At 41.7% G+C, this 21,679-nt stretch carries 19 protein-coding genes; 13 read left to right on the forward strand and 6 right to left on the reverse strand.

Going from position 1 to position 21,679, the window contains the following annotated elements:
- Nucleotides 1-45: 45 nt before the first annotated feature.
- The 5 genes from ribF (at nt 46) to ispH (ending at nt 6,165) form a co-directional block, all read left to right on the forward strand.
- A complete protein-coding gene (gene ribF / locus HC723_RS02640; RefSeq protein ID WP_190338137.1) occupies nt 46-1,026 on the forward strand; it encodes a bifunctional riboflavin kinase/FAD synthetase in 981 nt (326 codons plus the stop codon).
- A gap of 63 nt (nt 1,027-1,089) precedes the next feature.
- On the forward strand, nt 1,090-3,948 hold the full coding sequence (ileS, locus tag HC723_RS02645; RefSeq protein WP_190338138.1) for an isoleucine--tRNA ligase: 2,859 nt from the start codon (nt 1,090-1,092) through the stop codon (nt 3,946-3,948).
- Nucleotides 3,948-4,460 carry a signal peptidase II gene (lspA, locus tag HC723_RS02650; protein ID WP_153447691.1) on the forward strand — a complete coding sequence of 171 codons (513 nt, stop codon included), beginning with the start codon at nt 3,948-3,950 and terminating at the stop codon, nt 4,458-4,460. The genes ileS and lspA overlap by 1 nt, the downstream gene beginning before the upstream one ends.
- A gap of 195 nt (nt 4,461-4,655) precedes the next feature.
- Nucleotides 4,656-5,084, forward strand: coding sequence for an FKBP-type peptidyl-prolyl cis-trans isomerase (gene fkpB / locus HC723_RS02655; protein ID WP_190338139.1), 429 nt, complete (start codon nt 4,656-4,658; stop codon nt 5,082-5,084).
- Between the two features lie 124 nt (nt 5,085-5,208).
- Nucleotides 5,209-6,165 carry a 4-hydroxy-3-methylbut-2-enyl diphosphate reductase gene (gene ispH / locus HC723_RS02660; RefSeq protein ID WP_178306471.1) on the forward strand — a complete coding sequence of 319 codons (957 nt, stop codon included), beginning with the start codon at nt 5,209-5,211 and terminating at the stop codon, nt 6,163-6,165.
- A 694-nt stretch (nt 6,166-6,859) separates the two neighbouring features.
- Here the strand turns inward: ispH and soxR are convergent.
- Entirely contained in the window at nt 6,860-7,294 is a 435-nt protein-coding gene (gene soxR / locus HC723_RS02665; protein ID WP_190338157.1) for a redox-sensitive transcriptional activator SoxR, read from the reverse strand.
- Between the two features lie 98 nt (nt 7,295-7,392).
- Here soxR and HC723_RS02670 point away from each other — a divergent pair, with 98 nt between their 5' ends.
- From HC723_RS02670 to HC723_RS02680, 3 genes are all read left to right on the forward strand, one after another.
- On the forward strand, nt 7,393-8,706 hold the full coding sequence (locus tag HC723_RS02670; protein WP_190338140.1) for an MFS transporter: 1,314 nt from the start codon (nt 7,393-7,395) through the stop codon (nt 8,704-8,706).
- Nucleotides 8,707-8,882: 176 nt separating this feature from the next.
- On the forward strand, nt 8,883-9,335 hold the full coding sequence (locus tag HC723_RS02675) for a GNAT family N-acetyltransferase (protein WP_190338141.1): 453 nt from the start codon (nt 8,883-8,885) through the stop codon (nt 9,333-9,335).
- On the forward strand, nt 9,332-9,790 hold the full coding sequence (locus tag HC723_RS02680) for a GNAT family N-acetyltransferase (RefSeq protein ID WP_190338142.1): 459 nt from the start codon (nt 9,332-9,334) through the stop codon (nt 9,788-9,790). Before HC723_RS02675 ends, HC723_RS02680 begins: the two co-directional genes overlap by 4 nt.
- A 214-nt stretch (nt 9,791-10,004) precedes the next feature.
- Here HC723_RS02680 and HC723_RS02685 read toward each other — a convergent pair whose 3' ends face one another.
- Nucleotides 10,005-11,498 carry a carbon starvation CstA family protein gene (locus HC723_RS02685; protein ID WP_190338143.1) on the reverse strand — a complete coding sequence of 498 codons (1,494 nt, stop codon included), beginning with the start codon at nt 11,496-11,498 and terminating at the stop codon, nt 10,005-10,007.
- A 273-nt stretch (nt 11,499-11,771) separates the two neighbouring features.
- Here HC723_RS02685 and HC723_RS02690 point away from each other — a divergent pair, with 273 nt between their 5' ends.
- The 3 genes from HC723_RS02690 (at nt 11,772) to HC723_RS02700 (ending at nt 14,559) form a co-directional block, all read left to right on the forward strand.
- The gene (locus tag HC723_RS02690) at nt 11,772-12,161 is read left to right on the forward strand and encodes a DUF2799 domain-containing protein (RefSeq protein WP_190338144.1); all 390 of its coding nucleotides are present in this window, start codon (nt 11,772-11,774) and stop codon (nt 12,159-12,161) included.
- A gap of 157 nt (nt 12,162-12,318) precedes the next feature.
- Complete coding sequence (locus HC723_RS02695) at nt 12,319-14,106, forward strand: cation:proton antiporter (RefSeq protein ID WP_190338145.1); 1,788 nt, start codon at nt 12,319-12,321, stop codon at nt 14,104-14,106.
- 36 nt (nt 14,107-14,142) lie between these two features.
- Entirely contained in the window at nt 14,143-14,559 is a 417-nt protein-coding gene (locus HC723_RS02700; RefSeq protein ID WP_153447685.1) for a phosphate-starvation-inducible protein PsiE, read from the forward strand.
- On the opposite strand, the gene btsR is transcribed toward HC723_RS02700, so the two are convergent.
- Entirely contained in the window at nt 14,554-15,288 is a 735-nt protein-coding gene (gene btsR, locus HC723_RS02705; protein ID WP_190338146.1) for a two-component system response regulator BtsR, read from the reverse strand. The two genes, HC723_RS02700 and btsR, sit on opposite strands and share 6 nt — an antisense overlap.
- Before the next feature lie 8 nt (nt 15,289-15,296).
- Nucleotides 15,297-16,979 carry a sensor histidine kinase gene (locus HC723_RS02710; protein WP_190338147.1) on the reverse strand — a complete coding sequence of 561 codons (1,683 nt, stop codon included), beginning with the start codon at nt 16,977-16,979 and terminating at the stop codon, nt 15,297-15,299.
- Nucleotides 16,980-17,174: 195 nt separating this feature from the next.
- Here HC723_RS02710 and HC723_RS02715 point away from each other — a divergent pair, with 195 nt between their 5' ends.
- Together HC723_RS02715 and tyrA are read left to right on the forward strand one after the other, a co-directional pair.
- The gene (locus HC723_RS02715; protein ID WP_153447682.1) at nt 17,175-18,248 is read left to right on the forward strand and encodes a 3-deoxy-7-phosphoheptulonate synthase; all 1,074 of its coding nucleotides are present in this window, start codon (nt 17,175-17,177) and stop codon (nt 18,246-18,248) included.
- Nucleotides 18,249-18,297: 49 nt separating this feature from the next.
- Nucleotides 18,298-19,428: a bifunctional chorismate mutase/prephenate dehydrogenase gene (gene tyrA / locus HC723_RS02720; protein ID WP_190338148.1), complete on the forward strand. Its 1,131-nt coding sequence runs from the start codon at nt 18,298-18,300 to the stop codon at nt 19,426-19,428.
- A gap of 156 nt (nt 19,429-19,584) precedes the next feature.
- Here tyrA and HC723_RS02725 read toward each other — a convergent pair whose 3' ends face one another.
- Both HC723_RS02725 and HC723_RS02730 read right to left on the reverse strand, forming a co-directional pair.
- Nucleotides 19,585-20,490 carry a hypothetical protein gene (locus tag HC723_RS02725; RefSeq protein ID WP_190338149.1) on the reverse strand — a complete coding sequence of 302 codons (906 nt, stop codon included), beginning with the start codon at nt 20,488-20,490 and terminating at the stop codon, nt 19,585-19,587.
- A gap of 89 nt (nt 20,491-20,579) precedes the next feature.
- Nucleotides 20,580-21,674, reverse strand: a complete 1,095-nt coding sequence (locus HC723_RS02730; RefSeq protein WP_238925394.1) for a M23 family metallopeptidase — start codon at nt 21,672-21,674, stop codon at nt 20,580-20,582.
- Nucleotides 21,675-21,679: the final 5 nt, after the last annotated feature.

A 21,679-nucleotide genomic window follows, 5' to 3' on the forward strand; every position in this document is an offset into this window, starting at 1 on the left:
CGCCAGTTTAACGCACAATAAAACCCTGGTAATAAGAACCTTAATATGGAATTAATCCGCGGCATTCACAATATCAAATCGCATCATAAAGGGTGCGTGCTCAGTATTGGTAACTTTGATGGGGTGCATTTAGGCCACCAGCAAGTGCTAAGACGATTGTGTCAACATGCTGAAGTATTAGATTTACCTGCGGTTGTGATGACATTTGAGCCTCAACCGATGGAGTTTTTTGCTAAGCAATCAGCGCCTGCGCGGTTAACTCGGCTGCGAGATAAGTTTGTTAAATTGGCCAAATGCAACATTGACCGACTACTGTGTGTTAATTTTAATCAAAGCTTTGCTAACTTAACTCCCGATGCTTTTATTCGAGATTTATTGATTGCTAATTTAGGCGTCAAATATTTAGTGGTTGGGGATGATTTTCGCTTTGGTAAAAATCGTCAAGGCTCGTTTGATGATTTAAAATTGGCCGGACAACAATACGGCTTTGAAGTGGTGAGCACCGACAGTTTTTGCATGCATACGCCAAAACACAATGCTCAGCCAGATTCTATTCGAGTCAGCAGTACAGCAATAAGACAAGCACTGGCGCAAGATCACTTACCAGAAGCTGCCGCCATGTTAGGGCGTGATTACAGCATAAACGGACGAGTGGCTCATGGTCGTAAACTGGGTCGTACCATTGGTTTCCCAACCGCGAACATTGCATTAAAGCGCAACGTATCACCGGTTTCTGGTGTGTATGTAGTGAAGATTGTTGATGTTAATCAACAGGTTGTCGGTGGGGTTGCGAATATCGGTAACCGCCCAACGGTCAATGGGGTTCGCCAACAATTGGAAGTGCATTTATTTGATTTCCAACAAAATATTTATGGTAAACAACTCGAAGTGGTGCTGTTGCATAAACTTCGAGATGAAAAAAAGTTCGATAATTTCGAGCTACTGAAACAACAAATAGACTTAGATGCTCAAGCCGCAAGGGTGTGGTTGCTTGAACATAATATACTTTCCGAGCCTGGTTGCTAACGCGAACAGCCCAGAAATTAAACTTCTCATTAATGTCGCCCAATGTAACGGAATTAAGAATCGATGACTGATTATAAAGATACTCTGAATCTACCTGACACAGGGTTTCCAATGCGTGGAAATCTGGCCAATCGTGAGCCAGAAATGCTTAAGCGTTGGTACCAAGAAGATCTTTACGGCGCAATCCGCGCAGCAAAGAAAGGCAAAAAATCGTTTGTATTACACGATGGCCCTCCTTATGCCAACGGTGATATTCATATTGGTCACGCTTTAAATAAAATTCTTAAAGACATTATTATTAAATCAAAGACGCTATCTGGCTTTGATGCTCCGTACGTTCCAGGTTGGGATTGCCACGGTCTACCAATTGAATTAATGGTAGAGAAGAAAAAAGGCAAGCCAGGTCAAAAGATCACGGCGGCTGAATTTCGTGAAGAATGTCGTAAATACGCAGCAGGTCAAGTTGAAGGCCAAAAAGAAAGCTTTAAGCGTTTAGGCATTATGGGCGAGTGGGACAAACCTTACCGCACCATGGATTTTGGCACCGAGGCCAACATTATCCGCTCATTAGGTAAAATTGCCGATCAAGGTCACTTGCTAAAAGGTTTTAAACCTGTTCACTGGTGTACTGACTGTGGTTCTGCATTAGCCGAAGCGGAAGTAGAATATAAAGATAAAGTATCGCCCTCTATCTATGTGCGTTTTAAAGCGACAGATGAAGCGGCGACACTGGCAAAATTTGATTGTAAAGAAGGTCATCAAGGTCAAGGTGATGTGTCGGTTGTTATCTGGACCACCACACCATGGACCATGCCGGCTAACCGCGCGGTTTGTTTGCGTGATGATCTTGAATACGTATTAATCCAAATTGAAGCCAATGGCGATCAACCAGCAGAGCGTATTATCGTGGCTTCTGAGTTGGCGACAGCGGTAATGGATAGCGTGAATGTTGAGCACTACCATAACTTAGGCTTTACGACTGGCGCAGATCTAGAGCTATGTCAGTTTAATCACCCATTCTACGATTTCACCGTACCGGCTATTTTAGGCGAGCACGTGACCACTGAATCCGGTACTGGTGTGGTTCATACCGCTCCGGGCCACGGTCAAGAAGATTTCGTGGTCGGTAAGCGTTACGATCTTGAAGTGGCGAACCCTGTAGGGTCAAATGGTGTGTATCTACCCGATACCGAGCTATTTGCTGGTCAACACGTATTCAAAGCCAATGCTTCGGTATTAGAAGTGTTACAACAAAAAGGTGCATTGCTGCATCATCACTCTTTTGAGCATAGCTACCCACATTGCTGGCGTCATAAGACTCCGATCATCTTCCGCGCCACGCCACAATGGTTTATCTCGATGGATCAAGCCGGTCTACGTACGAAAGCATTAAGCGAAATCAAAAACGTTGAATGGATGCCAGAATGGGGTCAAAGCCGCATTGAAGGTATGATCGAAGGTCGCCCAGAATGGTGTATCTCACGTCAACGTACTTGGGGCGTACCAATCGCATTATTCGTACATAAAGAAACCGCAGAATTGCACCCAGACTCTCCAGCACTGATCGAAAAAGTGGCAAAACTGGTTGAAGAAAAAGGCATTCAAGCATGGTGGGATCTTGATCCTGCTGACTTAATGGGCGCAGCCGATGCCGCCAATTACGAAAAAGTACTCGATACTTTAGATGTATGGTTTGATTCAGGCACGACTCACTATTCAGTAGTAGATAGTCGCGGCGAATTCAATGGCAACAGCGCTGATCTGTACCTTGAAGGTTCGGATCAACACCGTGGTTGGTTCCAATCCTCATTGATCACCTCTGTGGCAATGAAAGATAAAGCCCCTTACAAACAAGTATTAACTCACGGTTTTGTGGTGGATGCTAACGGCCGTAAGATGTCGAAATCTATCGGTAACGTGGTTTCACCAAAAGATGTGACCAACAAACTTGGCGCGGATATTTTGCGTTTATGGGTTGCTTCTACCGATTACACTGGCGAAGTGGCAGTGTCGGATGAAATTCTAAAACGCAGCGCCGATTCTTACCGTCGTATTCGTAATACTGCGCGTTTCTTCCTCGCTAACTTGAAAGGTTTCAACCCTGCTACCGATATGGTTGCGCCACAAGATATGGTTGCACTCGATCGCTGGGCTGTGGGTCGTGCACAAGCGGCGCAAACTGAAATCGTAAAAGCTTATGAAGAGTACAACACCCATGGCGTAACTCAGCGTTTGATGCAGTTCTGCTCAATTGAAATGGGTTCATTCTACTTAGATGTAATTAAAGATCGCCAGTACACAGCCAAATTGGGCGGTCATGCTCAACGTAGTTGTCAAACCGCTCTGTACTACATTGTAGAAGCATTAGTGCGTTGGATGGCTCCTATCATGTCGTTCACGGCAGATGAAATCTGGAACGAAATGCCAACCAATCAAGCCAATGGCGAAGCGCGTGATACTTTCGTGTTCACCGGTGAGTGGTTCGACGGTTTATTTGGTCTAGAACAAGGCGAAGCACTAAACAACGATTTCTGGGCTCAAATCCAATCGGTTCGTGCTGGCGTGAACAAATTGCTCGAAACTGCGCGTAAAGACAAAACCATTGGTGGTTCGCTACAAGCGGAAGTGGTGTTATACGCCGATGACGCATTAGCAGCTAACCTGAACAAACTTGAAGATGAACTTCGCTTTGTGCTATTAACCTCTAAAGCACAAGTTCAACCATTAAGCGCTAAAACCGATGCTGCCCAAGCAACTGAAGTTGAAGGTTTATTTGTTGAAGTGACGGCTTCAGAAGCTGAAAAATGTGATCGTTGTTGGCACCATGTGGCCGATGTTGGCACTATCGCAGGACACGAAACTGTGTGTGGTCGTTGTGTGACTAACGTTGACGGTGACGGCGAAGCGCGTAAGTTTGCCTAATGACGACTCAATCGTTAACACTTAAACAATCAGGCGTACGCTGGCTTTGGCTAGCGGCGCTGGTATTTTTTGCTGATATTGGCATTAAATTATTAGTGATGAACAACATGGGTTACGGCTGGGTAAATCGGATTGAGATTTTGCCTTTCTTTAACCTACTGTATGTTCACAACCTTGGTGCAGCGTTTAGTTTTTTAAGCGATCAACCGGGTTGGCAACGTTGGTTCTTTAGTGCGATTGCATTTGCGGTTACCGCGATGCTGATCTTCTGGATGCGTAAACTACCGGCGACAGAGCGTTGGAATAATCCCGCTTATGCCATGGTGATTGGTGGCGCGCTCGGTAACGTATTTGATCGTTTAGTGCATGGTTTCGTGGTCGATTACCTCGATTTTTTCTGGGGTAACTACCATTGGCCTGCCTTTAACTTAGCCGACTCAGCGATTTGTATTGGCGCGGTTATGATTGTACTGGACGGTTTTCGTACAAAAAAAGAGCAGTCGCAAGATTAATTCGTAATCTAAGCCTCAGTTTATTAGCGCCGCACGTTTATCGTGCGGCGCTTTTTTATATACTCATTCTAGATAGTTGAGATTGAGGTTGAGATTGCGGTTGGGTTATACCAATGCCATTTAGTCTTTGATTACTCTCTCACCCTAATCACATAGGATCTCAATTTTAAACCCTATATAAATAAGGATATTTTTGTGTCGAACATAACCAATACTAGCCAAGTTACCTTGCATTTTACCATCAAGCTTAAAGATGGTTCCGTTGCTGATAGTACCCACAATCAAGGCAAGCCAGCTAAGTTTGTGATGGGAGATGGCAGCTTAAGTGAGAACTTTGAGCACTGCCTTATTGATTTAACCACTGGCGATAAAAAAGCGATTGAATTGGCAGCCAAGGATGCGTTTGGTTTGCCGAATCCAGATTTTATCCAACATATGGATCGCACTCGCTTTAATGGCCAAGAGCTTGAAATTGGAACGATTATGGCGTTTACCGGACCAGATGGTCGTGAAATCCCAGGCATTATCTCTCAAATGAGCGGTGACTCAGTGACGGTCGATTTTAATCACCCACTTTCAGGCCAAGATGTTATTTTTGATGTGGAAATTTTAAACGTCGAATAATCACTATTTGATTTTAGACGCCAGGCGATATTGGAATTGATATTACATCTCATCTAGAGGTTGTCAGTGAGTTCGTTATAGGTAGAATAGCGCTATTATTGACGCACAAGAGATAGCTCAGGACATGACTCAAAAAATGAAAATTTTATTAGCAAACCCGCGTGGTTTTTGTGCTGGTGTTGATCGTGCGATCAGTATCGTCGAACGTGCCTTAGAAATGTATCAACCACCGATTTATGTTCGCCATGAAGTGGTGCATAACCGTTTTGTGGTTGAAGGCTTAAAAGCGCGCGGCGCAGTATTTGTTGAAGAGCTATCTGAAGTACCAGATGACAACATTGTTATTTTTTCGGCGCATGGTGTCTCTCAAGCGGTGCGTAGTGAGGCAAAAGAGCGTCAATTAACCGTATTTGATGCCACTTGCCCTTTGGTAACGAAAGTGCACATGGAAGTCGCTCGTGCCAGTCGTAAGAATATGGAAGTGGTACTTATTGGTCATGCGGGTCATCCTGAAGTGGAAGGCACTATGGGGCAATATGCCAGTGACGTTGGTGGTATGTATCTGGTTGAACGCCCTGAAGATGTTGCCAAATTAACGGTAAAAGATCCCACTAATCTACATTATGTTAGCCAAACCACTTTGTCGGTGGATGAAACTTCGGATGTGATCAATACATTGCGTGAAGTATTCCCTGATATCCAAGGGCCACGTAAAGATGATATTTGCTACGCGACTCAAAACCGTCAAGATGCAGTGCGTATTCTAGCCAGCAGTGTCGATATTATGGTGGTGGTGGGCTCTAGAAACTCATCGAACTCGACCCGATTAAAAGAATTAGCTGAAAAACTCGGTACTCAAGGTTATTTAATTGATTGCCCTGAAGATATTGATGCAACTTGGTTTGATGGCAAACACAAAATTGGCGTCACCGCTGGAGCTTCCGCGCCAGAAGAGTTAGTCGATCAAATCATTGCACGCATTCAAGAGCTGGGCGCAACCGATGTAGAAGAAGTGTTAGGACGAGAAGAGAATATGTTCTTTGAAGTGCCAAGAGAGCTGCAAATTAAAAATGTAGAGTAGCGGGTCTAGGAAAAACGTTACTCGTAGCTCGAAAAAAATTAGAAAGGTCGCTAGATGAAAGTCTAGCGACCTTTTTGTTTTTGCAGTGGTTTATTTGAGTATTGATTAATTGGCGAGTCCATCGCACAGCCTTCGGCGACCAACCTTTTTTCAACAGCCAAAAAAGGTGGCAAAAAGGCCGCTGCTAGAAATTTTGTTGACCTTGGTTACAACACTCGATTTTATCCCCAAAGTAATTGAAGTTATAGTGAGGCGGCAAGTAAGCGAAGCCCCATGAGCTTAGTTCACTAAGTGATTTGGGGTGAGTGAACGCAGCCAACAAAGCTGTAGCTTCAAATAAGAAGGGGATAGATATTGGCTTCAACTGCACATCCGTATGCGCAAGAAGCCTCACCAATCATCCATGATTGGTGTATCAAATAGAGTCTTTCCACCAAGCAAAATTTAGGCAGAGTTGACGCGTTTCTGCCCCAAAGTCATTTAAGAGTGCAATTTTAAACACAGCCTATGGTTCAATTTTCCAATATATTTTCTAATGTGAAAGATTACTACGCTTTATGCTTTTAAACTCGTTAGAGATAGTGAGATAGTGAGATAGCTAGTTTTGATGTAAAAAAATAATGTATAGCATCATCAAACGATGAAATTTTCCTTATGTAAAATAGTATGAAATTAAGTATTGCTCATATACTAATTAAGGAATTCGTTGTGCACCAGGCCCTTGCTTTTTTAGTCTGTCATTCGGATTGAGTAGGTGGCATTTTTCCATACTTAAGCAACCACAACCAATACAGCCGGATAGATTATTCTTTAAGGATTGTATTTTTGCTATTTTTCCATCGAGGTTTTTTTGCCACTTTCTGGCCACTTTATCCCAGTCATTTTTATTAACAGTCTTGTTAATTGGCAGGCTATCTAATTCTTCACTGATTTCTTCAAGTGTAAAGCCGACAGATTGAGCAACTTGAATAAGTGCAATTCGTCGTAACATCGAAGGTAAATAACGCCGTTGGTTCCCTGTGGTGCGAATTGAAGCAATAAGTCCTCTAGTTTCATAAAAGCGTAATGCGGATGTAGCCACGCCACTGCGCTTTGCAAGTTGCCCAACTGTTAGGTAATCATTTCGAATCATGCCAACACCTACTTTCTAAACTATTGCTTTACTTAAAGTTAACTTCAACTTTTATACTACCCAAATTCTCAAGAATTAAATAGGGACTTTATCTTTTGAAGCAATCAAAATCACCGCTGGTAGGACAAATTTTAGCATCTGCAATTTATGCACTTGATTATATGGTAATGGTAATTGCTATGCCTAAGATAACCCAAGAATTACATGGTAGTAATTGGTATACCATGGGTTTTGGTATTTTCATTTTATTAACACTAGCTGGGGTTGTGTGGGGTGGGAAAATTACAGATAAGAAAGGAGCCCACATCTCTTTTTATCGAGGCTTCGTTATTTTCTTTGTAGGGTTAGTGGTAGGTGCGGTGGCACCGAATTTCTTTGTTTTTATGTTGGCTCGAGCGCTGCAAGGCTTCGGTGGAGGAATGGCATTTACAACAGTGAATGCGTTAACTAATTTAGCGTATGACAGCACTCAACGACCAAAAATCATTGCCATACTTAATACATCATGGATAGTTCCAGCGCTACTAGCCCCAGGGCTTGGTGGATTATTACTGGATACGATTGGATGGCGTTATATTTTCTGGATTCAATTACCTTTTGTTGCCCTAGCACTTTATTTACTCCTCCCAATTATTAAGCAATATGCACCTGTAAATAAACAATCAATAGATGCATTGTGGCCTTCTTTCCAATTGGTTTTAGGTGCTACGTTAGTATTATTTGCTTTAAATGAGCCTGTGCTATCTTGGGAGGTATTATTTCTTCCATTCGGCTGTATTATTACCTACGTCCCGTTAAAACGTTTACTGCCGGATGGAATATTCATCGCGAAGTCTGGATTACCCGTTGGATTGGTTTGCTTTGCATTAGTTGTATTTATTTTTCATCTCTCCGAAATTTTCATTCCTTTGTTATTAATTCAACACTATCAAATTAGTTCTTCGGCAGCAGGCTTAGCTTTAAGTGTTTCAGCTATTTCTTGGCCGCTAGGAGCTATGGTTCAAGCTCGATTATCAAGGACGTATAGCCATGGCTTTAGCCTCAAGCTTGGTTTCTTCTCCGTTATAATTTTATTATTCTTGATGGTATTACAAAGTTATTTGAGCTGGTCTTATTATTTCATTTATTTTTTATGGGGATTGACAGGATTTTGGCTAGGTTTACTCAAATCAACTTGTCGAACTTATGCAATGGATCACACTCCAAAAGGTGAAGAAGGTGCGACAGCAAGTTCAAAGGGATTATTAGATGCACTTTCAGGTGGTCTCGCAGCTGGTATGGGGGGGATGATTTACACATTGAGTAAACAGGATGTACCTTTATCCGAAACGGTCAGCTTTGTTTGGGTACTATCTGCTTTGGTCGGTATGTTGGGGCTCACATTAGCCATAGTTCGTATGAAAAAGTAAAATAGAGTAGAGTTTGAGAATTTTCCATATATATTTTCATATGAATTAGATCTGAGTAATTTGTATTCGTAACAGGGAATTGTTTAAAAACGTACCCGAATGTTGAAGTAAAGATACATGAACACTGGATAATAAGAGTTAAACTTTTAACTTCACACCAGACAAGGAATGTTAATTTGAAAATAATTAAAGCGAGCGTAACTGAACTTGATAAGGTAAGTCACTTGTTCAATTTATATCGTCAATTTTATGGCTACGAATTAGATATGGAGCATGCAAAAAACTTCATATCTCAACGTTTAAAAAAATCAGATTCAATCATATTTTTAGCATTAAGTGATACAGATATACCAATTGGATTCGTTCAGCTTTACCCGTCACTTTCTTCTGTTGTAATGAAGCGAATGTGGTATCTGAATGACTTGTTTGTCGATGAGTCGGGCCGAAATCAAGGTGTAGCTAGAGGTTTGTTACGTAAGGTCAAAAATCATGCTATTGGGACAAATGCCGTCACTGTGAAATTGGCAACAGCAATTGATAATGCAGCCGCCCAGAATCTATATGAATCTGAGGGGTACCTAAAAGTAACCGCTTTTGATCATTACACGCAAAAAGTAGTTCAAGAATGAAGGCAAGGAAAGCAAAAGAGCATGAGTTAGATTTAATTTATTCAATGGGCTTTGATGCTTGGAGTTCTGGTCTTTCGTTGGAAGAGTATTTAGTTGGTTGTCGTAAAAGTAAAAAATACTCAGCTGGCACTTGGTATGTGTTAGTCGAAAAAGATGAAATCGTATCATCGCTTATTGTATATAAAAGCATGTTTAATCTTAAAGAGGGTTGTTTTGGTATTGGTTCCGTAGCGACCTTTCGAGACCTACGGCACAATGGCTATGCATCTCGGCTGATTAATCTAGTTAAATCAGAGTTATTTGGTAGTCTCAACTGCAAGGCTTTATATCTGCATAGCGACATTGATCGGCAGTTCTACAGTAGACTCGGTTTTGTCAGTATTCAGGGCTCTGACTGCATGATCTACTCAAATGGCCAAGTAGATTGTGACAGTTCATTGCCAACATACTTTTAGCCTTGGTTTATATAACAGGTGTCTAAGGTTTCAGGATACTTTTTCTAATTTGATAGTAAGTGGCTAGCATGACTTTCCTAAGTGGTTTCTGTCCAAAAACGAGTCATGTTATTGATGGCTTATTAACTACAAATACCTTACCACCCGTTCTTCAATACAAAAAAGGCCGATAGTTTTTCAACTATCGGCCTTTGTGTTTTTAGCAACTTAGCTATTAATCACGAGATTCAGTGTAATCGATCAGCTTGTCTTCTTCTGCTTGATCAAACTCTGGGTCACCTTTACCTTTCGAGATTTTAATGACGTAGCCAGTAATTAATAAGCTCGCCACAATGCCGACGATAGTTGAAATTTGCATTCCCATACCAAAGCCTAACGTGTGGTTATTTAAGATGAAAGTGATACACACTGCGGTCATAAACATCGCAGGAACGGTTGTGATCCAGTGGAATTTATTAAAGCGCAATAGGTAAGCTGATGCGGTCCACAACATCATCACTGCGGTAGTTTGGTTAGCAAAACCGAAGTAGCGCCAGATAATACCAAAATCAACTTGGGTTAAAATCGCACCGAGAATAAATAACGGCATCGCCATCAATAAACGATTCTTTAAGGTTTTTTGTTCCATGTTGAAGTATTCAGCTAAGATCAAACGGCTTGAGCGGAAGGCTGTATCACCGGAAGTAATAGGCAAGATAACCACACCTAAGAAAGCCAAGATACCACCAAATACGCCCAGTAAACCAAATGATGCGCTGTAAACCACATTACCAGGGCCGCCGTTGGCAACTGCTGCTTGTAATGCATCCATAGAGCCAAAGAAAGATAGGGCTACTGCACACCAAATTAAGGCAATCACACCTTCACCAATCATGGCGCCAAAGAACACAAAGCGGCCATTTTTTTCATTCTCTAAACAGCGAGCCATTAATGGAGATTGAGTGGCATGGAAGCCAGAAATCGCACCACAAGCAATGGTAATAAAGAGTGCAGGCCAAAGCGGTAGATCATTTGGGTTCATATTGGTGAACATATCGCTGAACTTGTATCCGGCTAAAATTGAATGTTCGCTAGAAAATGCAATCGCCGCGATAAGGCCAACCGACATGAAGATCAGCAGAGCGCCAAAGAATGGATAAAAACGACCGATGATTTTATCGACTGGAACTATGGTAGCAATCACATAATAAGTGAAGATAATCGCGACCATCATTCCCATAGAAACCGTAGTATTGGTTTGCTCATTGACAAGGTTGGTGATCATACCTGCCGGAGCGGAGACAAAAACCACCCCAACCAACAGCAACAACACTAAAGCAAAAATATTCATAAAGTGCTTGGCATTTTTACCTAAGTAACGGCCAGTTAAGCTTGGAACCGAAGCGCCACCATTACGCACCGACAACATTCCAGAGAAGTAGTCATGTACCGCACCTGCAAAGATACAACCCAGTACAATCCATAACATCGCGGCAGGGCCGTAAAGGGCACCCATGATTGGGCCAAAAATTGGACCGACCCCTGCAATATTGAGTAGCTGAACTAAATAAACTTTTTTGTTCGACATTGGCACATAATCGACCCCGTCTTGCTTTGAGAAAGCCGGCGTGGTGCGTTTTTCATTAATGCCAAAGACTCTCTCAACGAAAGCGCCATAGATAAAGTAGCCCGCGATCAGCGCCGCTACACAAAAAAGGAACATCATCATAGTTATTGCCTTATTCAAATAGTTTGAAAATTCAGGCTATATAGTAAATGGCTATTTGATAACAATCTCATAACTTTTGCTTAGTGGTTAAATAGTGGATTAAGTGGTCATAAAAACAAATTAAGTGGCTTTTATGTTAATAAATGTGCTTGATTTCATTTGTTTTAAATGTGACCTGTGTAATAGTTGCTAGATTCAACATCGAAGTACACAAGCGTGTTGGTGGCTTAGAGATAAAAAAGTCACACTCAAATCATATCAATAAGGAATATTATGAGCGTTCATAAAAGCGGTTATTCATCACTAGCAAAAGGGTTACTGATCAGTTGCTCTATTTTGTTATTGGCGGCTTGTGTTAATAACACGGCAGCAGATTATGCCAAGGCGGGAGATTGGACATCTGTGGGTTATTCCGATGGTATTAAAGGCAAGCAAAATCGAACCGCCAGCCAGCTGAAAAAACTGGGTAGCGTTAATATCAATGATTACGCCGATGGTTACTTAAAAGGGAATAAAGAATACTGCAACCCGAAACACGCTTATCAAATTGGTATCTCTGGCAATTATTATGAAGGCGTATGTGAAGGCACACCTGATGCGCAAAAATTCAGAATGGAATGGCAGCGTGGTTGGAGTGACAGTAAGTTAGATGGCTCCAACTAAATATACCCGTCTTACTTGAAGCTGCAGCTTTGTTGGCTGCGCTAACTCACCCCAATTACTTAGGCAAGCTAAGCTCATGGGGCTTCGTTTACTTGCCGCCTCACTGCAACTTCAATTGCTTTGGGTATAGAACATAAATTAGCGTAAAGGGATTTTTATGCATGAAGAACAAATAGGATTAATGCTGGCTGCGGTTGGCTTAGTCGGTTTAGGCTGCCAGTGGCTGGCTTGGCGTTTAAAACTGCCCGCCATTTTGTTCTTATTGATCGCCGGATTTATCATTGGTCCTATTACGCACCTTTTTACCCCCAATGAAATGTTTGGTGATTTGTTATTTCCGTTAATCTCCCTCGCGGTGGCGGTGATCTTATTTGAAGGTAGTTTGACCTTAAATTTAAAAGAGATCCGCGAGGTGAACCGCACCGTGATTAATATTGTCACCATCGGCGCGTTGATCTCTTGGGGATTAACCAGTGTATTTACCTTTTACATCCTCGATTTTAGTTGGCCATTGGCGTTGCTGTTTGGCAGTTTAACTGTGGTCACCGGACCTACTGTGGTGGTGCCATTACTGCGCACCGTTCGACCTCAAGCCAAGCTTGCCAATATTCTGCGTTGGGAAGGGATCTTAATTGATCCCATCGGCGCGTTGTTTATTGTGATCGTGTATGAATTTATTGTCTCAAGCAGCAAGGTACATAGCCTTGAAGTCTTTGGCTTAATCTTACTGATTGGGATTGTATTTGGTGTGGTGGCAGGCGCGATCTTAGCGCAATTACTACGTCGTCGATTATTGCCAGAATATCTGCAACCTTTTGCGGTATTAGCCTTAGTGTTAGGTGTGTTTTCGATTTCAAATAGTTTGGAGTCAGAGTCCGGTTTACTGGCGGTCACCGTGATGGGAATGTGGCTCGCCAATGCCAAAGGCGTCAATATTCAAAACATCCTGCATTTTAAAGAAAACCTCACTATCTTATTGATTTCCGGTTTGTTCTTAATGTTATCGGCCCGCATGGAGTTGAGTGATTTTGCCGCGCTTGGTGTGGGCTCAGCCATTTTGTTTGCCGCGATCCAATTGCTCTCACGACCGATTGCTATTTTTGTGGCAACTATTGGCAGCAGTCTTAAATTTAAAGAAAAATTCTTTGTTGCTTGGGTTGCGCCGCGTGGGATCGTCGCCGCTTCCATTTCATCTTTATTTGCCATTAAGCTGGTGGATGCCGGCGTAGAAGGCGCGAATCTATTAGTGCCACTCACTTTTATGGTGATCGTCGGAACGGTGGTATTACAGAGTTTCACTGCCCGCCCCTTAGCCAATTTATTAAACGTCGCCGAGCCATCACCAAGAGGCTATTTGATTGTGGGGGCCAATGATATCGGTCGAAGCTTAGCGCTAGCATTAAAGAAATATGGCGACCGAGTGGTAGTCACTGATTCTAACTGGGACTATATTCGCAAAGCCCGTATGTTGGGGCTAGAAACCTATTACGGCAACCCAACCTCAAGCCATGCGGAAGAGTATTTAGATCTCATTGGCATTGGTAATGTGGTGGCGGTATCACCGGATAAACACTTCAATATTGTGGTCGCCAAACACTTTATGAGTGACTTTGGCGAAAGGCGGGTATTCTTTTTAAATGGTAAAGTCAAAGATACCAATCAGCACGAAAAGCATAATGTAGTGGAACAAAACAATGGTAGAACACTATTTGGTGATGAGGTCAGTTATAAAAAACTCGCCAGCTTGTTAAATCAAGGCGCAGAAGTAAAACACACTAAGCTCAGCGCCGAATTTACTTGGCAAGATTATGTGATGAAATACGCCGACGGACATCGTTTATCATTATTTACCATCGATCCAAAAGGCAATATTCATATTTTGTCGAAGGACAGTACGCATACTACGGATGCGGATTGGACTGTGGTGAGTTTGATTAAAGAGTGATTATTGAATTGGATCAGGTTTAAGGGAAATGGAAATATGAACCGAATTAAAGGAAAAGGTTATCAGGCGATCTCTTTTGTCGAGGATCTAGGGCTATTTGCGATTGCCTTATTAACGGTGATCGCAATGGGGATTGAGATTTGGCTAGTGTTTACCAATATGCATGTAGGTCTAACGGATTTACTTCTACTTTTTATCTATTTAGAAGTATTGGCTATGGTGGGCTTGTATTTAAAATCGGGGCGATTACCGGTTAGGATGCCACTTTATATTGTGATCGTGGCGCTGGCTCGTTATATGATTTTAGATATGAAAAACTTGGATACCTATCGAATGTTGGGCTTATCTGGGGCGATCTTGATCATTACTATTGCGATCTTGGCGATCCGATTTGGCCACACTAAATATCCTTATGGCGATACAGATAATGGCGATACCGATAAAAACTCATAATATGCCAAGAATTTCCTTTAACGGCTTTAAGTAACGGCGACTGACTGGGGTGACATTACCACTATGGGTGATCACTTCAGCCAATCCATTGTCGAGTAAGCGGATCTCACGAATGGCTTGAGTATTGACTAAGTATTGGCGATGACAGCGTAATAATTCGGTTTTTTCTTCTAAGGTTTTTAAGGTCAGTTGGCTACTGGCGGTTTGCTGCGCGGTTTGAATATGCACCCCAGAAAGATCACTAAAAGCGGTTTCAATATCGTGCAGCGGAATGATCATAATGCGGTTGTGCCCCATGCAAGGCACTTGCTGTAATTTTTTGGGCGTGAGCGCTTCGATTTGAGCTTGAGTATGGATCGCTTCTTGGTTTTGCTTGGCTTTAAGTAATCGCTGAATGGTTTTATCTAAACGCTTTGGATCAACCGGTTTAAGCAAGTAGTCGAATGCGTTATCTTCAAATGCTTGAATGGCATATTGATCAAATGCAGTAACAAAAATAACTTGCGGCATGGTATCGGGATCCATCATCGCTAATAACTCGATGCCATTAACTTGTGGCATTTGAATATCCACAAACACCGCTTCCGGTTTTAAGTTGTTGATGAGCTTTAGTCCTTCAATCGCGTTGCTAGCTTGCGCGATCACTTCAACCGCACCGCCTTCTTGCAGTAATTCACTCATCTCTTCACGTGCAAATTGCTCATCATCAATGACTATCGCGGTTAACATAATTATCCTTATTGTTTGCCGATCATGCTCGTTGGGATCAAAAAGCTCATGCGAGTGAATTGGTCTTTTTGACACTCGATCTGGAGTTCACCGTTAGGGCCAAAAAAGTTGTTTAAACGCTTATTCACAATATCCATTCCTAAGCCTTGATGCTCGCGAGGTGGTGCGATAAAACTGCCAGCATTATCTTCGACTACGATTAAATAGCCTAACGCATTTTGCTGACTATAAATACGCACTCGTCCACCTTGTAATAGATTGCCGACGCCATGCTTGATCGCATTTTCCACCAAAGGTTGTAAGGTGAAGCTTGGCAGCGATTTATCTAATAATGCCTCGGCAATATCAATCTCTACTTCAAGCCTATCGGTAAAGCGCGCTTTTTCAATAGTAAGGTAGGCGTTGACATGCGCCAGTTCATCTTTAAAGGTCACGGTTTCGATATTCTGTTTTAAATTACTTCTAAAAAAGTGGGAAAGGTGCTGGATCAGTTCACGCGCTTTATCGGGATCGCGGCGGATCACCGCATTAATGGTATTGAGAGCATTAAATAAAAAATGTGGGTTAACTTGAGCGTGTAATAATTTAATCTCGGCTTGAGTGAGCAGCGTTTGTTGCAGCTGAAAATCACCATAAAGAATTTGGCTAGAAAGCAGTTGCGCGATCCCTTCTCCCATCGAACGATTAATATTAGACAACAGTTTACGTTTTGGCTCATACAGTTTAATCGTTCCCACCACTTCTTTGCCGGCGCGCAGTGGGATCACCAATACCGAACCTAATTTACAGTCAGCGGAGATCGAACACTGATAGGGGCTTTCCCTACCATCTAAAACAATGACTCGATTTTCTTGCATCGCTTGTAAAGTGCAATCAGAGGAAATAGGGGTGTTGGGTTGATGATGATTATCGCCAATGCCAATAAAGGCTAAGATTTTTTCTTTATCGGTGATCGCAACCGCGCCGACACGTGTTTCTTGATAAATAATACGAGCCACTTGTTCGGCGTTATTGGCATTAAACCCTGAATTCCAGATCCCAACCGTTCGCTCAGCAATGGTTAAAGCGCGACGTGAAAAAGTGGCAGAGTATTTTTCATAAATGGTTTTTCTATCTTGCAAAATACTGACAAACAACGAGGCACCAACACTGTTGGCGATGATCATTGGTGCGGCAATATTGGAAACTAAAGATAGAGCCTGATCGAAGGGTTTCGCCACCGCAACAATGATTAACATTTGGCTGACTTCCGCCACAAAAGCAACCAACAAGACCACGATAGGGTTGAACAGTTGATCCGCTTTGCCTTTTCTCACTAAATACAGATGTAACAAGCCGCCAATTAATCCTTCTGTGGTGGTGGAAATCGCACAAGCGACATCGGTAAAGCCCCCTAGGCTATAGCGATGCATACCGCCAGTAAATCCGACAGCAAAGCCGACAATTGGCCCACCAAATAACCCGCCCATGACCGCACCAATGGCACGAGTATTGGCAATGGCATCGTTAAAACTCAAACCAAAATAGGTCCCCATAATGCAAAATAATGAGAATAAGACATAACAACTGAATTTATGAGAAAGACGCGATGAGACATTGAGTAGCGGCAAAAAAATGGGTGTTTTGCTCAGCATATACGCCAAGACTAAGTAGACACACATTTGTTGTAGCAGCGAAAGAATAAGATCCATAGTTTGCGCTTTGAGTTAAGAGAATAAAGAATGCAGAATAGTGGTGTAATTATATTTTTACATGTGTATATTAATTCTTACGGATGTTTTTAACTATTGATTGGTTTGAAAATAAAAAATAGCGTGTTAATTTAGTTCCATACAGCGCCATGTCGCTATTCAATTAAATGTATTATAAAGTTTACAGGGATGACCATGCATAAAAGTGAATTAAGCAATATCAATATTAGTGATGAACAGATTATCATTACTCCCAATGAATTAAAGCAAAAAATCCCACTAAGTGACAAGGCTCGTCATTTTATTCAAGAGTCACGTCAAACCATTTCTAATATCATCCATAAACAAGATCACCGCTTATTGGTCGTATGTGGCCCTTGCTCGATCCACGATATTGATGCCGCCAAAGAATACGCCAAACGTTTAAAAGCGTTATCCAATACCTTAAATGATCAATTGTACATTGTGATGCGGGTGTACTTTGAAAAACCTCGTACTACCGTTGGTTGGAAAGGGCTGATCAACGATCCACATCTTGATAACTCATTTGATGTCGAACATGGTCTGCACATGGCGCGTCAATTATTAGTTGATTTAGCTGAAATGGAAATCCCATTAGCAACCGAAGCGCTCGATCCTATTAGCCCGCAATACATTGGTGATACTTTTAGTTGGGCGGCGATTGGTGCGCGTACCACCGAATCTCAAACTCACCGTGAAATGGCGAGTGGATTATCGGTTCCGGTTGGCTTTAAAAATGGTACCGATGGCAGTTTAGGCACCGCTATTAATGCAATGCAAGCCGCATCATCGAGTCACCGCTTTATGGGAATAGACAGCAACGGCCAAGTCGCACTGTTAACAACTCAAGGTAACCCAAATGGTCATGTGATTTTACGAGGCGGTAAGCAAACCAACTACGATTCAGTGTCGGTTAATGAATGTGAAACCGAAATGGCGAAACACGGCTTAGATGCGTCATTAATGGTCGATTGTAGCCATGCCAATTCACGCAAAGATTACCGTCGTCAGCCATTGGTGGCAGAAGATGTTATCCATCAAATTCGCGAAGGCAATAAGTCTATTATTGGTTTAATGATTGAAAGCCACATTAATGAAGGCAATCAAGGGTCGGATATTGCGCTTTCTGAGATGCAGTATGGCGTATCGATCACAGATGCGTGTATTAATTGGGATTCGACTGAAATCTTATTGCGCCATGCTCATCAAGAATTGGTACCCTTTTTAGAAGACCGTTTAAAAGGATAAAATAGGCGGTTATCAAGGACGTTAGTATTGGTGGAATTAGGAAAAAATCATGGCTGTTGAATTAAATGAACTGCGCGATCAAATTGACGCAGTAGACAAACAAATTGTGGATCTTTTAGCGCAGCGTTTGTCGCTGGTGGAAAAAGTTGGCGAAGTAAAAAGTATTCACGGCTTACCGATTTACGCCCCAGACCGAGAAGCGGCAATGTTGGCTTCTCGGCGCGAAGAAGCAGAAAAATGTGGGGTGCCACCGCAATTAATCGAAGATATTTTGCGCCGTACTATGCGTGAGTCTTATGCCAGCGAAAAAGATTCGGGCTTTAAATGTTTGAATCCAGAATTACGTCCGATTGTGATTGTTGGTGGTCATGGTCAGTTAGGTGGCGTATTCAAGCGGATGTTTGAACTCTCAGGCTACCAAGTGAAAATCTTGGGTAGTCAGGATTGGGATAATGCCGAAAGCTTAGTGAAAGATGCTGGCATGGTGGTGGTGAGTGTTCCTATTCATTTAACTGATGGCGTGATCCAAAAGCTGCCTAAATTGCCTGATGATTGTATTTTATGTGATTTAACTTCCATCAAAGCCGAGCCGTTAGCGGCAATGCTTGAAGTGCACGCTGGCCCTGTTGTTGGCTTGCACCCAATGTTTGGCCCTGATATTCCAAGCATGGCAAAACAGGTGATCATTTGCAGCGACGGACGCGCACCCGAAACCTACCAATGGTTACTCAAGCAGTTCGAAATTTGGGGAGCAAGCATTTGCGCGATTGATGCTAAAGAGCACGATAACGGTATGACGCTGATCCAAGCGCTGCGTCACTTTACTTCGTTTGCTTATGGTCTGCATTTGGCGCAAGAGAACCCAAACTTAGATACCTTAGTCCAATTGAGTTCACCGATTTATCGCTTAGAGCTGGCGATGGTGGGGCGCTTATTTGCTCAAGATCCAAATCTCTACGGCGATATCATCATGGCATCGCAACACAATATCGACATGATTAAACGCTTCCACCATCGTTTTGGTGAAGCAATTAAGATTTTAGATAACCACGATAAAGCCGAGTTTGTTAAGCAGTTTGAAGGCGTATCGGAATGGTATGGTGATTACTCTCAACAATTTATGAACGAGAGTCAAAACCTACTTAAACAAGCCAATGACGCGATCCATCGAGGTAAGTGACGGTTTGTAGAACGTCAGAAGAATTATAAAAATGCCCAACTTGAACGATTCAAGTTGGGCATTTTTTTGTTTAACTTTTAGTTTGGGTTTCTTTTATTCATCAATTTCAAAGGAATGAATCCAAATTAAAAATAGTGGATACCCGATGATACTTTCTTATGGTGTTGGTTTAAGAAATTCGTATTTTTTGCCTTGCGTGTATATTGTTGGCAATGGGTTTAATGTGTTGATGTAATTTTCCCCCTCATATCGTAATTTGGGGAATGGTGGATAATAAATATAAAACCCTTTAGGTAAATCTTTAGTTATATTACTTACAATATTATCAAACTTAATGCTTTTATCTTTATGATTTAAAATATTTGGCGTTGGAGCTGAAACTAATGTAGTGTGTATATCCGTTATCTCCCCATTAAAACCAAACACATAAGAGTCAGTTAACTTACCATTGATGTTGGTTTTTTCTTCCGTAAGAAAACTCTTTTTCAAGCTACCATCTTGGATATAAATAGATGTTCTTACCCATTCACCATTCATATTAACCATGAATACTTTTAATGATGGATAGTCCTTAAATGGCGATTTCAATTTAACCTCACCATACTTACTAAGTTCTAGTGTGACGGAGTTACTTATAATATTTAGTATGAATTTTTGCGCTTCTAATTCATTCGAAAAATCATTTTTATTTAGCGCAATAAGCCAAGTTTGATTTGATGAAATATGTTTTGAGTTGGATATAGCCATTAAACCACTAGTACCAGCCCCACCAAGGGCCAGCATCGGATTACCGGATAAGAGTGTAACTAATGATAATCCAAGCATTGAATCAGCATTACTTTGCTTATCAAATGCATCTTTTACATCTTTTTTATCCTCTAAAGAAAAGTCCCTTAATGGGCTTTTCTTGCCTTTATATTCCTTTGTTAAGACGGTTTGATTTGCTATGTTGTACGCATAACTATTTTCAGAGCTAAAAGGTTGTGGTTCGATAACTTGTGGTGAACTGCAACCTAGTATTGTCATTATTGGTATCATGCTAATAATAAGTTTGATATTCATAATAATTAAGTCCTTTTATTTTTATCGTAATTGAAAACTTATAACCTTGTATGAATGTTAAATTTATTGGCGATATTAGATAATACCAATCACCTCACCGCGGTCAAATTATCCGTATTATGTTTGTTGCTGGTTACGTTCTCCCAACCTGATTCATCAATTCCAAAGTCTTGTAATTCCTTTTGACGATGCAATGTTGGCGGTTTGGTTTTTGATGTGGATTTTTCCACCGATTTTTTATTAATTGTTCGGTGTTTAGTGGTTCTTTCGAGCAAACTTTGCAGTTGCACTAAGCCATTGATGTTTTTAACCAACGCGGCCCAATGAACAATTTTTTGCTGCTTAAATAGGCGGTCAAAATTTTCCGGTTGCCATTGCATAAAATCTTTAGGATCGAGGGTTTGCCCTAAAAAGCGGATTTCATAATGCAGGTGAGGGCCAGTTGAAAGGCCGGTGCTACCGCATAAGGCAATAGGATCCCCTTTTTCTACAAACTGACCGGTTTTAACTAAAAAACGATGTAAGTGGGCATACATCGATATAAATCCAAAACCATGGCGAATTTTAATTAAATTGCCATAACCTTGATTACTTGGACGGGTGAGTTCTACCACACCATCGGCAGTTGAGTAAATGCTACCACCTGACGGGCAGGTTAGATCCATACCTAAATGGCGCTTGGATTTACCGGTAATGGGGTGGACTCTGGTGCCATAAGGGGATGAGACACGGGTATAACTCATGGGCGAATCATTGGGTATCATTCTAAATAAAGTTGCTTTTACTGCTGGGCTGAGATCAGGAATGGTGTCGTCGGGATTCGACTGACTGAAAGATTGCAATAATGAACTGATCGCTTGGTTGGTATTGGTGACAACAATCTCAACGCCTTCTTCGTCATCGAGTTGAGGTGATTCTTCATCTAATAAGGCGAGATCGCTTTGTAGATTTTGATTAATTAACAATTGATCGTTATAGAGATTTTTATATTGTTGAGATTTTTGGTGTAGATAATTAATTGTGATCCCTGCCGTTTTAGGGGGGAGGCTTGTGAAAAAAGAGCCTATCAAGCTACTTAGACTAAAGAAAACACAACCGAAAATTAGTAATATGGCACTCATTCCTAGTATAGGATTGATGGCGATAGTACGGTTTTTATTATTAAGTGGAAGAGTAAGTTCCATTAAGC

The organism is Vibrio sp. S11_S32 (assembly GCF_014694465.1).
Lineage (GTDB): Bacteria > Pseudomonadota > Gammaproteobacteria > Enterobacterales > Vibrionaceae > Vibrio > Vibrio algicola.

Bases quoted from the DNA above. Each gene is read 5' to 3' on its own strand.
- HC723_RS02710 (WP_190338147.1), bottom strand. From the start codon at position 16,979: ATGGATCTTATTCTTTCGCTGCTACAACAAATGTGTGTCTACTTAGTC.
- lspA (WP_153447691.1), top strand. From the start codon at position 3,948: ATGACGACTCAATCGTTAACACTTAAACAATCAGGCGTACGCTGGCTT.
- HC723_RS02730 (WP_238925394.1), bottom strand. From the start codon at position 21,674: ATGGAACTTACTCTTCCACTTAATAATAAAAACCGTACTATCGCCATC.
- ispH (WP_178306471.1), top strand. From the start codon at position 5,209: ATGACTCAAAAAATGAAAATTTTATTAGCAAACCCGCGTGGTTTTTGT.
- HC723_RS02695 (WP_190338145.1), top strand. From the start codon at position 12,319: ATGCATGAAGAACAAATAGGATTAATGCTGGCTGCGGTTGGCTTAGTC.
- ileS (WP_190338138.1), top strand. From the start codon at position 1,090: ATGACTGATTATAAAGATACTCTGAATCTACCTGACACAGGGTTTCCA.
- btsR (WP_190338146.1), bottom strand. From the start codon at position 15,288: ATGTTAACCGCGATAGTCATTGATGATGAGCAATTTGCACGTGAAGAG.
- HC723_RS02700 (WP_153447685.1), top strand. From the start codon at position 14,143: ATGAACCGAATTAAAGGAAAAGGTTATCAGGCGATCTCTTTTGTCGAG.
- HC723_RS02725 (WP_190338149.1), bottom strand. From the start codon at position 20,490: ATGAATATCAAACTTATTATTAGCATGATACCAATAATGACAATACTA.
- HC723_RS02680 (WP_190338142.1), top strand. From the start codon at position 9,332: ATGAAGGCAAGGAAAGCAAAAGAGCATGAGTTAGATTTAATTTATTCA.
- HC723_RS02715 (WP_153447682.1), top strand. From the start codon at position 17,175: ATGCATAAAAGTGAATTAAGCAATATCAATATTAGTGATGAACAGATT.
- HC723_RS02690 (WP_190338144.1), top strand. From the start codon at position 11,772: ATGAGCGTTCATAAAAGCGGTTATTCATCACTAGCAAAAGGGTTACTG.
- tyrA (WP_190338148.1), top strand. From the start codon at position 18,298: ATGGCTGTTGAATTAAATGAACTGCGCGATCAAATTGACGCAGTAGAC.
- HC723_RS02685 (WP_190338143.1), bottom strand. From the start codon at position 11,498: ATGATGATGTTCCTTTTTTGTGTAGCGGCGCTGATCGCGGGCTACTTT.
- ribF (WP_190338137.1), top strand. From the start codon at position 46: ATGGAATTAATCCGCGGCATTCACAATATCAAATCGCATCATAAAGGG.